Raw genomic sequence first — 14584 nt, 5'->3', positions numbered from 1 at the left:
CGTCGTGCCACGCCTGCTCCCGTTCCGGTCCCCGCGTCCCGCTCCACCCGCCGACCCTATCCCCGGCCCGACGAGGCCGATTTCCCGCAGGGTCTTGACGGCTCCCCGACCCGTGACGCATTTTGAATGCCGTTCTAACTCATAGAACGGCATTCAAAGTCTGGGTGCCGGAGAGCGAGGTGTCCGCATGGCGCAACAGGCCCCGGTCCCCACCGGGACGGCAGCAGGGACGACAGCCGGGAGAGCCGCCGGGAATACCGCCGGGATCGGCACCGGCGTCACCAGCGACGAGGTGTTCCGGGTCGAAACCCACGGCATCGACCCGATCCCGGAGGAGGACCGGCACGGCAGCGCCAAGGACCTGTTCTGGCTGTGGTTCGGCTCCAACCTGACCTTCACCTACGTCATCAACGGCGCCCTGGCCGTCGGCTTCGGCCTCAGCTTCTGGCAGGCCACCGCCGTGGTCGTGATCGGCGGGCTCGCCTTCTTCGTCATCAGCGCGGCCGGTCTGAGCGGCATCCGCACCGGCACCGCGACCCTCGTCATCTCCCGCGCCGCCTTCGGCATGCTCGGGAACTTCCCCGCCGGGCTGCTCAACTGGGTGGTCTCCATCGGCTACACCATCGTCAACACCGTGGTCGGCACGCTCGCCCTCGAAGCCCTCTTCACCGACCTCGGCTGGACGAGCGGCGGGGACGCGGCGCGCGCCCTCGCGCTCGCGGTGACCCTCGCCATGACCTTCGCGGTGGCCATGTGGGGCCACGCCACCGTGCAGCTGGCCGAGCGCTGGATGGCGTACGTGCTCGCCGCCGGCTTCGGGGTACTGCTCGTCTTCGTGCTGCCCGACGCCGACTTCGGTGCGGGCGCGGGCGGCGGCGCGGGCGGCCCCGGCTTCTCCGCCTGGACCCTCGCCTTCGTGGTGATGCTGGCCGGGCCCTTCTCGTATCTGCCGATGCCCGCCGACTACACCCGCTACCTGCCGCGGGACACCTCGCTGCGCTCGATCACCGTCACCGGCGCGCTCGGCGGTCTCCTCTCCTCGGTGGCGCTCGGTGTCGCGGGCGTCGCGGCCGCCACGCAGGCCGACATGACGGATGCGGTCGCGGGGGTGGAGGGACTGCTGCCCGGCTGGTTCAAGCCGGTGTTCCTGCTGCTCGTGCTCGGCGGCTCGGTCACCAACTCGATCCTCACGCTCTACTCCTCCAGCCTCAACCTCCAGGTGCTCGGCATCCCCTGGAGCCGCGCGAAGGCCATCGTCATCAGCGTCGTCGTGACGGCACTGGGCTCGCTCGGCGCCCTGTTCCTGACCGACTTCACCGAGTCCCTGCTCAGCTTCCTCTCGCTCCTGATCATCGTGTTCGCGCCGTGGGGCGGGGTGTTCCTCACCGACATGCTGCTGCGCCGCTGCCGGTACGACACCGGGGCGCTGCACACGACCGGGCGCGAGGGGGCCTACTGGTACCGGGCAGGGTTCCACCCCGCCGGAATGGCCGCCCTCGTCGCCGGAATGGCCTTCGCCGCGCTGACCTGCGACTCCGAACTGTGGACAGGGCCGCTGGTCGCACCGCTCGGCGGCGGTGACCTCACCCTCCTCGGCTCGGTCGTCGCCGGGCTCACGTACTGGGCGCTCGCCCGCCGCAGCGTTCCCGCTTCCCTGTCTTCCGCCGCCTGACACCTCCCTCACCACCACGCATAACCCCGTGAAACACCCGTACCACCCCAGGAGTTCACCTCTCATGACCGGCACCATCCCCGAACCCGCCGACCTCGTCCTGCGCAACGCCCGCATCCACACCGTCGACCCGGACCTCCCCTCGGCCGAGGCGCTCGCCGTCCTGGACGGGCGCATCGCATGGCTGGGGCCCGACGCGGAAGCGGACGCCTGGACCGGCGAGGCGACCCGGATCGTCGACGGCGGCGGACGCCTGGTCCTGCCCGGCTTCATCGACGCGCACAACCACGTGCGCCTCGGCTCCGACGACGCCTGCGTGCAGCTCGCAGGCGCCCGCACCCTCGGCGAGATCCACGCCCGCATCCGCGCCTGGCGCGCCGACAATCCGGGCGCCGAGTGGATCGAGGCGGAGGCGTTCGACTACTCCGCGATCCCCGGTGGCCGGATGCCGAACGCCGCCGACCTCGACCCCGTCACCGGCGACATCCCGGCCTTCGTCCTCAGCTACGACGTCCACACCGCGTGGCTCAACACGGCCGCGCTGCACCGTCTGGGCGTCGACCGCGACCGTACGGAGCTGCCGTTCGGCCGCGCCGAGACCGACCCGGAGACGGGCGAACCCACGGGATTCATCAAGGACTTCGCGGTCAAGGGACTCTCGCGGGACGGCCACCGGGCGCTGCGCGAGCTCGGGCTGCCCTGGGCGTCGCCCGACCGGCAGTACGGACGCCTGGCCAAGAGCCTGGACGACGCCATCGGCTACGGCATCACCACCGTCGTCGAACCGCAGAACTCCCTGGACGACCTGGAGCTGTTCACCCGCGCCCGCGCCGAGGGACGGCTGCGCTCACGCATCGTCGCCGCGCTCTTCCATCCGCGCGGCACCTCCGACGCCGACCTGGACGACTTCGCCGCCGCAGCGCGGCAGTTCGCCGATGACCGGCTGCGGGTCGGGCCGCTGAAGCTGTACATCGACGATGTCGTCGAGCCGCGCACGGCCGCCCTCCTCGAGCCCTACTCCGGGTGCGGACGGCACCGCGGCGACACCTTCTACCCCGCCCACGAGTTCGCCGAGCTGCTCGCGAAGCTGGACGCCCGCGGCTTCCAGTGCTTCGTGCACGCCACAGGCGACCGGGGCATCCGCACGGTCCTCGACGCCGTCGAGCACGCGCGCGCCCTCAACGGACCGCGCGACGCCCGCCACCAGATCGTCCACGTCGAGTGCCTGGACCCCGCCGACACTCCCCGCTTCGCCGAACTCGGCGTCGTGGCCTGCATGCAGCCGCGCCACTGCGCCCCCGAGATCGCGGGCCCCGGCCAGGACTGGGCCGAGAACATCGGCGCCGACCGGTGGCACAAGGCCTGGCCGATGCGGAGCCTGCACGAGGCGGGGGCGGTGCTCGCGCTCTCCAGCGACTGGAACGTCGCCGAGATGGACCCGATGGCCGGCATCTACACCGCCCTCACCCGCCGCCCCCTCGGCGGCGGCGAACCCTGGCAGCCCGCCGAGACGCTCGACGTGGAGACGGCCGTTTACGGCTACACGATGGGCTCCGCGCACGCCAACTTCCTTGAGGACGAGCGGGGTTCGCTGACGGTGGGCAAGCTGGCCGACTTCGTCGTGCTGTCGCGGGACATCCTGCGCGCATGCCCCGAGGACATCCCGGGGACGACGGCCGAGGTCGTGGTGGTGGGCGGAGAGGTGACCGTGGAGCGGCCGTAGCACTGCGACCGCTCAGCCGAGCCGCTCGATCGCCTTGAGGACCTGCCCGGCGCCGTCCTCCGCGGCCATCCGGCGGGAGACGGCGCCCGCGGCTTCCCTGTACGAGGGCTCGCGCACCGCATGCCCGAGCTGTTCGGCGAGGCGCTGCGCCGTGAGCTCCCTGACCGGGACGGGCACGGTACCCGCACCGAGCGCGTCGAGCCGCGAGGCCCAGAAGGGCTGGTCCGCCATGACGGGGACGGGGATCGCGGGCACCCCGGCCCGCAGCGCGGCCGCCGTGGTCCCGGCGCCCGCGTGATGGACCACGGCGGCCATCCGCGGGAACAGGAGCGCGTGGGGCACCTCGGCGACGGTGAGGATGTCGTCGCCGTGTCCCATGAGCCCCGCCCGTCCCTCCTGCAGGACCCCCCGCAGCCCGGCCGCGCGCAGAGCGGAGACGGCCAGTTCACCGAGTCTCGCGCCGTCGCCCGCGGCCATGCTGCCGAATCCGATGAAGACGGGCGGCGGTCCGGCCCGCAGGAAGTCCTCGATGTGGGCGGGCAGCGGGATTTCGGGGTCGTGGTGCGGCCACCAGTTTCCGACGACGTCGAGACCGTCGCGCCAGTCACCTGGCCGGGGCACCACGGCGGTGCTGAAGCCGTGCAGGACCGGCCACCCGGCCTCGTCCCGGCGGCGCCGGACGGCGCCCCGGCCGGTTGGCGGCAGGGAGAGGCGCGCCCGCAGGTCCGCGACCGCTTCGGCGTAGACGCGGTCGGCCATCCGCAGGGAGAAGCGGCCAAGGGCGCGGTTGCCGGGCCCGCCGAGCGACCTGCCGCCGCTCATCACCGGGGCGAACTCCCGCGTGGGGTGCGTGGGTTGCAGGTAGACGCCCAGGGACGGTACGTCCATGGCCTCGGCCAGCTGCCAGCCAAGGGGCGCCGTGGTCGTCGAGAGCAGCAGTACGTCGGCGCCGGGTTCAGCGGCGTCGACCAGCCCGGACCCCAGCTCCCGTACGAACGCCGCGGCCGTCCGCATCAACTGCCGCTTTCCCCCGCCGCCCGCGCTCGTGTCGGCGGGCAGCGGCCGGAACGTGAGTCCGGCGCCACGCACCAGCGGCGCGAAGGACTCCTGCGTGGCAAGGGCGACGTCGTGCCCGGCCTCGTGCAGCCGGGCACCGAGGCCGGTATAGGGGGCGACATCGCCGTACGATCCGGCGGCGGCCAGCAGAATCCTCATCGGCCGTCCACCTCGCTCCCGTCAGCCTGTGCTGCGTTGGCGCACACCGCCGCGTGCAGGAACGCGGCGAGGCCGGGCCGCTGCTCCGAGGGCGGTACGACCAGGGCGAAGGCACGGGGATCGTCGGCGAAGTCGTCGGCGATGCGCAGGTGCATGGCCTGCGGGCAGGGCGTGAACCAGCGGGTGATGTGCTTGCGGTGCTCCTCGGCAAGGTCCATCGCACGCTTGCCCTGCGGAGGTTCACCCTCGTCGAAGGCCTCGACGAGCTCCGCCCGCCAGGCCGTCGCCTCACCCATGATCTTGGCCCAGTCCTCCTTGGAGTGGGCGGCCGCGCGGCTCATCGCCTCCCGGTGCCCCGCGCTGCTGCCCCACTTGAGATCGGCCTCGGTGGCGTAGCTGAGGTCGAAGGTGATCTCGCCGAACACCTCGAAGCGTTCCTGCGGGCTGAGCCGTACCCCCGTCTGCTGCACGTCCATGGCCCGCTCGGCGACCTCCACCAGGCGGCCCAGTTTGCCGATCTGCTCGAGGAGCGCCTTGTGCCGGGCCCGCAGCTGGTCGAGCGCGCTGGACTGCGGGTCGGCAAGGATCTCCGCGATCTCCTCCAGGGCGAATCCGAGTTCGCGGTAGAAGAGGATCTGCTGCAGGCGGGCCAGATCGGCCTTGCCGTACAGGCGGTACCCGCCCGGGCTGCGCTCGCTGGGCACGAGCAGCCCGGACCGGTCGTAGTGATGCAGGGTGCGCACGGTGACCCCCGCGAACCCGGAAACCTGCCCCACGGTGCAACTCATGGACCTCGCCTTTCGTCGCGTACAGCGTGCAGCCTCACGCGACGTCAGGGTCAACTCCTCCGGGGGCGGCACTCACCTCACCCGTATTCCACCCTCAGCGGTGCGAAGGCGATCCGGGTCAGGGAGCCGTCGTCCGCCCACCGCACCTCGACGGTGTCCGCCGTCGCGCTCACCACGCTCGCCGCGTCGGCCGCGGACGCGGGTTCGGGCTCCGCGGTGAGCGTGGCAAGCGCCGCGTACACGGCGGTGCCCTGCGCCTCGGCCGTGAGGCGGGGCAGGCGGGCCCACCGGGTGAAGGCCGTGCCCTGGGGTGCGCGCTGTTCGTCCTGGCCGGTCCAGCCGTGCAAGGGGTACAGCGCGGAGGACAAGGACTCCTCCGGCCCTGTCGCCCAGCCCGTGTGGGTGACGCGGGCGCCGTGCGGTGCGCCGACGACGCGATGCACGCGCAGTTCGTGCGGGCCCCTGGCGACGGTGACGCTCTCCACGCGCAGTCCCGGCACCATGGGCGGGCCGCTCACGAAGGCCGGTATGTGCCGGGACGCGGCCCAGCCCCAGCCGTCGCCCTGACCGGCGCCGAGGGGATGGGTGCGGGTGCGGGCGCTGCGTATCCCCGCCACCTCGACCGCGATGTGGTTGTCCGCGGTGTTGCCGCGTGCCGTGGGGCCGGTCCGGGTGGAGTAGGCCTGGCGGGCGTAGAGCGGGTCCTCGTGCGCCGCCGTCTCGGCCTCGTGCGGGCGCGCGTGGTCGCTGCCGTGGTTGTGCAGCCGTACGATCCCGTCGGCCCGGGTGCTCTGGATCAGGAGGCCGGGCGCGGGCAGCGCGAGGATCCGGTCGCCGCGCTCGCTGGGGGTGGGCTCCTCCGTGGCGGTCCACAGGGGGTGACCGGCCGGTGCCAGGAGCCCGACGAACGCCTTGGACGCCCAGTAGGGCGACGCGGGCCCGGAGTAGGGCTGCAGGCTCGCGTCGTGCGGGCCGTGCCAGCCGAGGCTCAGCAGTCCGTCGGCGCCGACGGAGCCGCGGTCGAGGAAGTAGCGAAGGGATCCGCTGAGGAGGCGGCGCGAGGTGCCGGGGGTCAGGGGCGTGTGGCCGGTGAGCGCGCCGAGGGCCACGGACGCTCCCGCCGCAAAGCGGTAGGTCAGGGAGCGGCCGAAGTGGATCGGGGCGCCGTCACCCCCGAAGAGCAGCCCGAAGCTCTCCAGGTGTTCGTGCAGGCGGGCGCCGTGCCGGGCCAGCTGGTCCCGGTCGCCCGCCAGGTGGGCGTCGAGCGTCGGGTACAGGTGCAGGGCCCAGCCGTTGTAGTGGTCGAAGGCGCGGCCGTCCCCGTCGGCGTACCACCCCTGGCCGCGGTTCCAGGTCTCCAGGAGTTCCAGGGCCCGCTCGCGCGCCCGTGCAGTCTCGGCGTCGCCGCGGCCCACCGACTCCAGGAACCCGGCCACGGTGTAGGGGAAGAGATACCAGTTGTTGGGCGCGGGGACGTGGCGGATCGCGCCGCGCAGCCACTGTTCCGCCCGGTCCTGTACGTCGGTGTCGAGCCGGTCCCACAGCCAGGGGCGGGTCAGCCGCAGGCCCAGTGCGACGGACGCGGACTCCACCATCGGCTGGCCCTGGACGTGGTGGTCGAGTATCACCGGCCAGGACTCGGCGTCGCCACGGCCGGGTGTGCGGGTGCCCGCCGCGAGACCCTGCGCGTACCGGTCCAGCCAGCCGTGCGGATCCTTGCCCTCGGCGCCCGCGACCCGGAACGCGGCGGCAAGCAGCGTACGGGCGTATCCCTCAAGCCCGTCGGACCGTACGCCCGAAGCGGAGGGCCGCCCCGGCAGGTCGAGCAGGGCGCCTTGCGGGGTTGCCCACTTCCAGGCGGCGCCCAGGAGCCCGTCGGCGGCGGCTTCCCAGTGCTCGCGCGTGTAGCCGGTGTGCGGGCTCACCTCCCGGTTTTCCTCGGGGAGTCCGGGCAGTGCGGGGATGCTCATGCGAGGTAGGCCAGCCTTTCGCGTCGTACGGCATGGGCGAAGCCGTCGCCCGCGGCCCAGCGGCCGAGTTCGGCGACGGCGAGGTCGGCGAGGCGCCCCCACTCGTTGCCCTGCGAACCGGCCAGATGGGGGGTGATCATGACGTGGTCGCACTCCCACAACGGGTGGTCGGGGGGCAGGACTTCGGGGACGGTGACGTCCAGGACGGCACGGATGCGGCCGGCGAGGGCGGCTTCGGTGAGGGCGTCCTGGTCGAGCACCGCGCCCCGGGCCGTGTTGACGAGCACCGCCTGGTGGCGCATCGCGGCGATCAGCTCACGGTCGACCAGGCCGCGGGTGGCGGGCAGCAGCGGGGTGTGGACGCTGACGACGTCGCTGCTTTCGAACAGCTCGGCGATGCCGACCGGACGCACTCCGAGCGCGAGGGCTTCCTCGTCGGAGACGTACGGGTCGTGAAGGAGGACCTGGAGGTCGTAGGGGCGCAGGAGTTCGATGACGCGGCGGCCGATCATCGAGGCGGAGAGGATGCCGACCGTACGGCCGTAGTTGCCCACGCCGTGCGAGAGGCCGAGCCAGTCGTCGCGGCGCCGGACTTCCTTGAACTCCCGCGCCCGCTCCATGACTTGTTTGCCGGTGAGCAGGATCATGGCCACGGTGTACTCCGCGACGGGCAGGGCGTTGGCCGCCGCCGCCGACGACACCTCGATACCGCGCTCCCAGCACTCCGGGGTGATGTGGCCGCGTACCGAGCCGGCGGTGTGGACGACGGCCCGCAGCCGTGGCGCTGCCGCGAGCGCGGCGGCGTCCAGGGGCGGGCAGCCCCAGCCGGTGACCAGGACCTCCGCGTCACGGAGTACGGCGCGGGCCTCGTCCGTGGTGAAGTCGTCCAGGACGGTGTCCGGCACCAGATCGCTGACCCGGCCGAGTGCGGCCAGGGCGTCGGGGCCGAGCACGGCCGTCGCCGCGTCCCGGGCCATGGCGAGCGCGGTGCGCGGACGGTGGCTGCCGTTCTTCAACAGTTTTCCTTTCACATGGCTCACTTGACCGAGCCCGCGGTGAGGCCCGACTTCCAGAAGCGTTGCAGCAGCATGAAGGCGAGGATCAGCGGAAGCACCGCGAGGAGCGAACCCATGATCACCACGGGGTAGTACTCGGGCGAGACGGTGGCAGAGCTGTTCCAGGTATAAAGACCCAGACTGACCGGATACAGCTTCTCGTCCGAGAGCATCACCATGGGCAGGAAGAAGTTGTTCCAGATGGCGGTGAGCTGGAAGAGGAACACCGTCACCAGGCCGGGGCCCAGCATCCGCAAGCTGACGCGCAGATAGGTGGTCAGCTCCCCCGCGCCGTCCATCCGGGCCGCTTCGAGTACTTCGTCGGGCACATAGCCCTGGCTGAAGATCCGCCCCAGATAGACCCCGAACGGGTTGAAGAGGACCGGGATGAACACCGCCCAGAAGGTGTCGACGATGCCTGTGGCCGAGGCCATCAGATACAGCGGGAGGGCGAGCACGGTCTGCGGCACCATCACCGCGGCGAGCACCAGGCCGAAGACCTTCTCCTTGTGCGCGAAGCGGTATTTGTCGAAGGCGTAGCCGCAGGCGACGCTCACCAAGGCGCTGATCGCGGCGCCGAGGACGGCGTACAGGAGGCTGTTGGTGTACCAGCGGCCGTAGAGCCCGCCGTCCATCGCGAACAGGTCGCGCAGGTTCTGCAGGAAGGAGAAGTCGGTCAGCGAGAAGAAGTTGCTGCTGAACAGCGCGTCCCGGTTCTTGGACGCGGCCAGGACCAGCCACAGGACGGGCAGCAGGGTGTAGAGCACCGCGATGCCGACCACGGTGTTCACGACGGTGCGGCCCAGGAGACGGGGGCGGCCCGCGGTGAGGGTGTCGGCGCTCATCGCGCGGCCTCCTTCTGGGAGCGGTTGGTCCAGCGGGTGACGCCGTAGGACAGGGCGACCGTGCACAGGAGCAGGATCACCGAAGCGGCGGCGGCGAGGCCGTAGTTGTTGCGGGTGAAGGCCGCGTCGTAGATGTACATGCTGGGCGAGAAGCGCGAGTTGATCATCGGGGACGACTGGCTGAGCAGCATGGGTTCGGTGAACAGCTGCATCGCCCAGATCAGGGTGAACATGGCGACCATGACGATCGAGGAGCGCACCAGGGGCGCTTTGACCCGGAGTGCGGTGCGCACCGGTCCCGCGCCGTCGACCACGGCGGCCTCGATCACTTCCCGGGGCACGGCCTGCAGGGCGGCGTAGAAGATCACCATGTTGTAACCGAGGTTGCTCCACAGGGCGATGTTCACGATCGAGGGCAGGACGGTGTTCACGCCGAGGAAGTCGATGGTGATGTCGCCCTTGGAGAGCAGGTCGACGACCGGGCTGAGCCCTGGTGTGTAGAGGTACAGCCAGATGAGGGCCGCGATGATGCCCGGCACCGCGTGCGGCAGGAAGAGCGCCAACTGGGCCCAGGAGCGTAGCCGTACGACGCCGGAGTCGAGCAGGAGGGCCAGGGCGAGGGCGCCGATGACCATGAGCGGGATGTAGATGAGGCAGTAGAGGACGACCGTGCCGAGGCTGCCGAGGAAGGTCGGGTCGGTGAGGACGGCCGTGTAGCTGCGCAGGCCCACGAAGACCGTGCGTTCGGGGCCGAAGCCCAGGCCCGGCTGGTCGTCGCTGAAGAAGCTCAGCCAGACCGCGGTGCCGACGGGTATCAGGAAGACCGCCACCAGCAGGATCAGGAAGGGGGTCATCAGGACGCCGCACGCCGTGTGTTCACGGCGCCGCGCACGCGTACGGGCGCGGCGGGCGGAGGCGGGGGCGTCGGGGGTGCGGGTGGCGGGGGCCGGGGGCGCGGTCGTGGTCATCGGGGGTCACCTGCCTCTCTGCTGGTGCTCGTCGCGTTCGGGGGCTCGGGGCTCGCCGGGGCGCCCGGCGGCTTGGGTCGCGCCGGGGCGCTCGGGCCGGTCATGTGCTGTGCTCGGTGGTGGACAGGCCGAGGGCCTTGAGGTCCGGCATGGTTCCGTCGTGTGCCGCGCGCACGGCGTCGAGGAGCGAGCCCTTGCCGCCGCCCGCGCGGGCGAAGCCGTCCTGCATCACCCGCTGGGTCGCGGTCATCCGCGGTCCCCAGACCCAGCCGTCGCGGATCGTCTCGGCCTGTTCCTCGAAGAGGCGGTAGATGTCCTGGCCGGAGTAGTAGGCGCGGTCGAAGGCTTTGCGGCCCACGGGGACCAGGTCGGGGACGGCCGGGTACTGGCTGCTGGCGCCGCTGGAGAGCCGGGCGCGCAGGGCGTCGGGGTGCGAGACCTGCCACTCGATGAATTCCATGGCGGCTTCCGGGTGTTTGCTGTCCTTGGTGACGGCGAAGGTGGAGCCGCCGTGGGTGCCGACGACCGGTGTGCCGGGGTCCCACTGCGGGAGCGGCGCGATGGCCCACTGGCCCTTCTGGCCCGGTCTGGCGTTCATCTGCGAGCCGGCGTCCCAGGCGCCGCTGAGCCGGGCCAGGATGAGGCCCTCGCCGAGCTGGGAGTCGTAGTGCCTGCTCTCGGTGGCGTTGACGAAGAGGAGGTCCTCGTCGACGAGCCGCTGCCAGTACGCGGCGACCTCGCGGGTCGGACGGTCGGTGAGCGAGACGTTCCAGGCGCCGTCGCGGGTGTCGAACCACTGGGCGCCCGCCTGCCAGGCCCACGCGGCGAACTGGGTGCCGCCGTCGGTGGGGAAGACGGCGATGCGCCGCTCGCGTGCCTTGTCCCGCACGGTGCGGGCGGCATCGGCGAACTCGTCCCAGGTGCGCGGGACTTCGATCCCGTACCGGTCGAACAGGTCGGTGCGGTAGTGCAGGACCATCGGTTCCACGTCGAGCGGGACGGAGAAGACCCGCTTCTCGAAGGTCGTCAGGCCAAGGGCCTGCGGCAGCAGCTTGGCGCGCAGCCGCTCGCTCATCAGCGAGGTGATGTCGCGTGCGACTCCGTCGATGGCGAAGCCGGGGATCTGGGGGTATTCGATGGTGGCGACGTCCGGGGCGTTGCCGGCCCGGGCGGCGTTGCTGAGCTTGGCGTATCCGCCCATGGCGCCCGACGGAATCTGCTGGAACTCGACCTGGATGCGGTCGTGGGTCTTGTTGAACGCGTCGACGACTTCCTGGCTGCCGCGCAGTGCGGACCAGAAGGTGACGCGTGTGGTGCCGCCCTTGCCGCGTGACGTGCCGCCCGTGCTGCCCGAACAGGCGCTGAGCGCACCTGTCATGGGAGTTGCGGCTGTCACGGCGAGCAGGGACCGGCGGCTAGGTCGACCAGGCATGGGTGGGCGCCTCCCGCGGCTCTTGTTCGGGACACGGGAATCCTGATCGCATGAACGATGACGGTCAATAGATCGATCAAAAGAAACTAAAGCGGTCAAACGATCCCGACATGGGTGGTGGATCCCCGGACCTTGAGCTCCGGCAGGAGCTCCGCCCGCTGGGTCGTCACGGCGCCGGTCTGGCCCAACTCCTCCAGCCTGCGCAGCAGAAGCCCGGCCGCCGTCCGTCCCACCTCGTACTTCGGCGGCGAGACGGCGGTCAGCGGAGTGCTGCCGAGGGCGGCCACCACGTCGTCGTACGCGACCACCGAGCAGTCCTGCGGCACCCGCATCCCGTGATCCATCAGCTGCTGCACCAGCATCAGCGCGTCGACGTCGCCGTGCAGCACGGCCCCCGTCGCCCCGTGCTCGCGCAACCGCGCCGCGAGGTCGAGCGGCTCGCGCACCCGGCCCACTCCCGCGTTCGCGGCGCTGAGCATCACGGTCCAGTCCTCGATCTCGGGCCGGGACGCGGCGATGTCGGCGAAGGCGGCCCGCAGCGCACGGGCCGTCGGGCTGTCGTCACGGGCGGCCAGGACGATCCGCCGGTGGCCGAGCCGGATGAGGTGGTCGACGGCGAGGTGGATGCCGTACCAGTGGTCGGTGCAGACCGAGTCCATGGCGTGCAGCGCGCTGCCCGGACGCGGCCGGCGCTCCATCAGGACCGTGGGCACGCCCGATGCGGCGAGCCAGGCGTAGTCCGCCTCCTCCTCGGCCGCGGTGCGCCAGCGCGGGGCGATGAGAAGCCCCTGCACCTTTTCGGCGAGCACCCGCTCGACCAGCGGCCGTTCGGCGCCCTCCACCTGCGGCGCGATATGCAGGGCGACCCGCATCCCGGCCTCGTACAGGACGCTGCGTGCGCCGTGCATCGTCTCGTACAGGTAGGTGTGCCGCTCGGGCACCATCAGCGCCACGGCACCGCCCTGCGCCACCGGCTCGGCCCGCGGGGCGCCGCGCTCCACCGGTCCGACCGATCGCGCGATGCCGTGCCCGCGCCGCAACTTGCCCTCCTGGGCCAGCTCTTCGACGTCCCGCCGCACGGTGATCACCGAGACCTCGAGATCGTCGGCGAGATCACTCAGCCGTGCCTCGCCGCGCGATTCCACGACCGCGAGTATCCGCTGCCGCCTGACGTCCCTCGGCTCCCGCATGCTGCCGACCCCCTCGCGACGTACCCGCCGGTTGTTCGTTTGAACGTTTCCGCTGGAGGATATCGATCAGCGCCCCGCCTGTGTCCAGGTCGGCGATGTTCGTCACTGCCTGCTGAGGGATCGCGTGATGCCGGCAGCCACCGTGGTGACGAGGACCCAGCCCGTGGCGACGAGGAGATACGAGAGCCACTGGTACCAGCCCTGCGGCGCGAAGGCCGCCTCCTGCCCGAAGCCGATGATCGGCAGGAGCAGGTCGAGGGTGTAGAAGACCGGGTTGAAGTCGGGGGCCTCGTCGGACTTCAGCGCGGGCGGATGGTGCAGGGCGAAGGCCAGCGCGCCGGCGAGCAGCAGGACCAGGAGCCATCCGGCCGCGCGCATCGGCCGGAATCCGTAGCCGACCGTCACGTCCTGGAGGTGGCCCCACATCCTGGCGTACGCGGGCAGGGTGCGCCGGTGGCGGCGGAGCCTGGCCAGCTGCACGGTGCGGGCGGCGGCCTCGTCGCCCACCGTGCGGTAGGCCGCGGCCAACTGCTCGTAGCTCTGCGGGAGATAGCCGGCCGTCTCGCGCTCCAGCAGCGGGAGGCGCTGCTCGGCGGGCAGGTGCGGGGCGAGCCGCTGGTAGGCGAGGCCGTCGAGCTTGACCTGGCCCGGCCACACATCCGGCGGGACGTGCAGCAGGTCCAGCTGGGAGCGGCGCAGATTCACCGCTCCCTCGATCGGAGCGGCTTCGCGCAGCCACAGCTCGCCGATGACGCAACTGCTGGCGCGCAGGGCCGATCCGCCGGGGTGGGAGAGCCGGGCGTAGGCGAGATTGACGTGCCGCGGGATTCTGGCGCCGCTGAGGTTGAGGGTGCCGCGGGCGCGCAGCCGCATGGCCCGCAGGTCGGTGCCGACCGACAGCGTCTCGGCGTGCAGGGCGACTTCGCCGGGGGCGTCCAGCACGGCGTCGTCGAGGTTGACCTGGCCCCCGACGGTGGCGCCGTTCAGCCGGATCTGGCCGTGGGCGACCAGGCCGACGGCCCATACGTCGGTGCCGATGACGGCGTGGTTCAGCTGGAGCACCGCTTCGGCGGCCGGTGCGGGGTCCGGCGCGGGCTCCGCGTCGGGTGCGGGCGGGACGCCGAGCTCCGCCCCGTTGGCGAAGAAGGCGCCGGTGATCTGCGCGCCCGCGAGCCGTACGGGGCCCGTGATCCGGCTGCAGGTGATGCGCAGGACCAGCTCGACGCGCAGGGTGCCCGCCGTGAGGCCCGGCAGGACCGAGTCGCTCAGGACCAGGGCGCGGACCTGGGCGCCGTACAGATTGGGCGTCTCCTCGAAGTAGCAGGAGCGCAGCCGTACGGGGTGCTCGACCGTCCCGTACATGAGGTTGAGCTGCCCGGTGATCCGTGCGCCCCACAGCTTCAGGCCCGCGATCTCGCCGTCCCGTGTGGGGCCGTCGATCAGCAGGGCCCGCAGCACCTCGGCCCGCACCGTCCGCTCGGGCCCCCAGGACGCGCCGTCCCGCGGGTCGTCGTCGCGGGTGTCGCGGAAGTCGACGCCCTCGCCGAGCGCGAAAGCCTCCCAGACGCGGACCTCCGCCGGTGTCGCGTCGGTGATCTCCATCAACGGGATGCTGTCGCGGGCGCGTTCGGGCTGTCAACCACGGATCCGGGGAGCCGCACCCGTCCGATTCGAAATGGGAACCATTTTCATATAGCCTCGGCGTCGCACCGCCGAGAAAGGACCC

Annotated in this window: 11 protein-coding genes; 2 read left to right on the top strand and 9 right to left on the bottom strand. The window is 71.8% G+C overall.

From position 1 onward, the window contains the following. Positions 1-187: 187 nt before the first annotated feature. Positions 188-1672 (top strand): purine-cytosine permease family protein, encoded by a 1485-nt coding sequence (locus ACWFR3_RS14680; RefSeq protein WP_453734919.1) that lies wholly within the window; start codon positions 188-190, stop codon positions 1670-1672. A gap of 64 nt (positions 1673-1736) precedes the next feature. Then, the gene (locus ACWFR3_RS14675; RefSeq protein WP_453734918.1) at positions 1737-3395 is read left to right on the top strand and encodes an amidohydrolase; all 1659 of its coding nucleotides are present in this window, start codon (positions 1737-1739) and stop codon (positions 3393-3395) included. Between the two features lie 12 nt (positions 3396-3407). Here the strand turns inward: ACWFR3_RS14675 and ACWFR3_RS14670 are convergent, their stop codons facing one another. From ACWFR3_RS14670 to ACWFR3_RS14630, 9 genes are all read right to left on the bottom strand, one after another. Next, positions 3408-4610, bottom strand: a complete 1203-nt coding sequence (locus tag ACWFR3_RS14670; protein ID WP_453734917.1) for a glycosyltransferase — start codon at positions 4608-4610, stop codon at positions 3408-3410. Then, positions 4607-5398: a MerR family transcriptional regulator gene (locus ACWFR3_RS14665; RefSeq protein ID WP_453734916.1), complete on the bottom strand. Its 792-nt coding sequence runs from the start codon at positions 5396-5398 to the stop codon at positions 4607-4609. The genes ACWFR3_RS14670 and ACWFR3_RS14665 overlap by 4 nt, the downstream gene beginning before the upstream one ends. Positions 5399-5475: 77 nt before the next feature. Next, positions 5476-7368: a DUF2264 domain-containing protein gene (locus ACWFR3_RS14660; protein ID WP_453734915.1), complete on the bottom strand. Its 1893-nt coding sequence runs from the start codon at positions 7366-7368 to the stop codon at positions 5476-5478. After that, on the bottom strand, positions 7365-8345 hold the full coding sequence (locus tag ACWFR3_RS14655) for a hydroxyacid dehydrogenase (RefSeq protein WP_453735028.1): 981 nt from the start codon (positions 8343-8345) through the stop codon (positions 7365-7367). Before ACWFR3_RS14655 ends, ACWFR3_RS14660 begins: the two co-directional genes overlap by 4 nt. Positions 8346-8404: 59 nt before the next feature. Beyond that, positions 8405-9268 carry a carbohydrate ABC transporter permease gene (locus ACWFR3_RS14650; protein ID WP_453734914.1) on the bottom strand — a complete coding sequence of 288 codons (864 nt, stop codon included), beginning with the start codon at positions 9266-9268 and terminating at the stop codon, positions 8405-8407. After that, positions 9265-10236: a carbohydrate ABC transporter permease gene (locus ACWFR3_RS14645; protein WP_453734913.1), complete on the bottom strand. Its 972-nt coding sequence runs from the start codon at positions 10234-10236 to the stop codon at positions 9265-9267. The genes ACWFR3_RS14650 and ACWFR3_RS14645 overlap by 4 nt, the downstream gene beginning before the upstream one ends. A 100-nt stretch (positions 10237-10336) precedes the next feature. After that, positions 10337-11668: an ABC transporter substrate-binding protein gene (locus ACWFR3_RS14640; protein WP_453734912.1), complete on the bottom strand. Its 1332-nt coding sequence runs from the start codon at positions 11666-11668 to the stop codon at positions 10337-10339. Between the two features lie 95 nt (positions 11669-11763). After that, positions 11764-12858: a substrate-binding domain-containing protein gene (locus ACWFR3_RS14635; protein WP_453734911.1), complete on the bottom strand. Its 1095-nt coding sequence runs from the start codon at positions 12856-12858 to the stop codon at positions 11764-11766. A 102-nt stretch (positions 12859-12960) separates the two neighbouring features. Then, a complete protein-coding gene (locus ACWFR3_RS14630; protein WP_453734910.1) occupies positions 12961-14460 on the bottom strand; it encodes a membrane-associated oxidoreductase in 1500 nt (499 codons plus the stop codon). Positions 14461-14584: the final 124 nt, after the last annotated feature.

Source organism: Streptomyces sp. NPDC055189, assembly GCF_053606765.1.
The sequence above is the reverse complement of the archived record's forward strand: the minus strand, read 5'-3'. Positions and strand labels throughout refer to the sequence as shown.

What these genes read in the sequence shown, in the direction of transcription:
- ACWFR3_RS14680 (WP_453734919.1), top strand. Translation starts at nt 188, where the DNA reads ATGGCGCAACAGGCCCCGGTCCCCACCGGGACGGCAGCAGGGACGACA.
- ACWFR3_RS14675 (WP_453734918.1), top strand. Translation starts at nt 1,737, where the DNA reads ATGACCGGCACCATCCCCGAACCCGCCGACCTCGTCCTGCGCAACGCC.
- ACWFR3_RS14670 (WP_453734917.1), bottom strand. Translation starts at nt 4,610, where the DNA reads ATGAGGATTCTGCTGGCCGCCGCCGGATCGTACGGCGATGTCGCCCCC.
- ACWFR3_RS14665 (WP_453734916.1), bottom strand. Translation starts at nt 5,398, where the DNA reads ATGAGTTGCACCGTGGGGCAGGTTTCCGGGTTCGCGGGGGTCACCGTG.
- ACWFR3_RS14660 (WP_453734915.1), bottom strand. Translation starts at nt 7,368, where the DNA reads ATGAGCATCCCCGCACTGCCCGGACTCCCCGAGGAAAACCGGGAGGTG.
- ACWFR3_RS14655 (WP_453735028.1), bottom strand. Translation starts at nt 8,345, where the DNA reads ATGGCCCGGGACGCGGCGACGGCCGTGCTCGGCCCCGACGCCCTGGCC.
- ACWFR3_RS14650 (WP_453734914.1), bottom strand. Translation starts at nt 9,268, where the DNA reads ATGAGCGCCGACACCCTCACCGCGGGCCGCCCCCGTCTCCTGGGCCGC.
- ACWFR3_RS14645 (WP_453734913.1), bottom strand. Translation starts at nt 10,236, where the DNA reads ATGACCACGACCGCGCCCCCGGCCCCCGCCACCCGCACCCCCGACGCC.
- ACWFR3_RS14640 (WP_453734912.1), bottom strand. Translation starts at nt 11,668, where the DNA reads ATGCCTGGTCGACCTAGCCGCCGGTCCCTGCTCGCCGTGACAGCCGCA.
- ACWFR3_RS14635 (WP_453734911.1), bottom strand. Translation starts at nt 12,858, where the DNA reads ATGCGGGAGCCGAGGGACGTCAGGCGGCAGCGGATACTCGCGGTCGTG.
- ACWFR3_RS14630 (WP_453734910.1), bottom strand. Translation starts at nt 14,460, where the DNA reads ATGGAGATCACCGACGCGACACCGGCGGAGGTCCGCGTCTGGGAGGCT.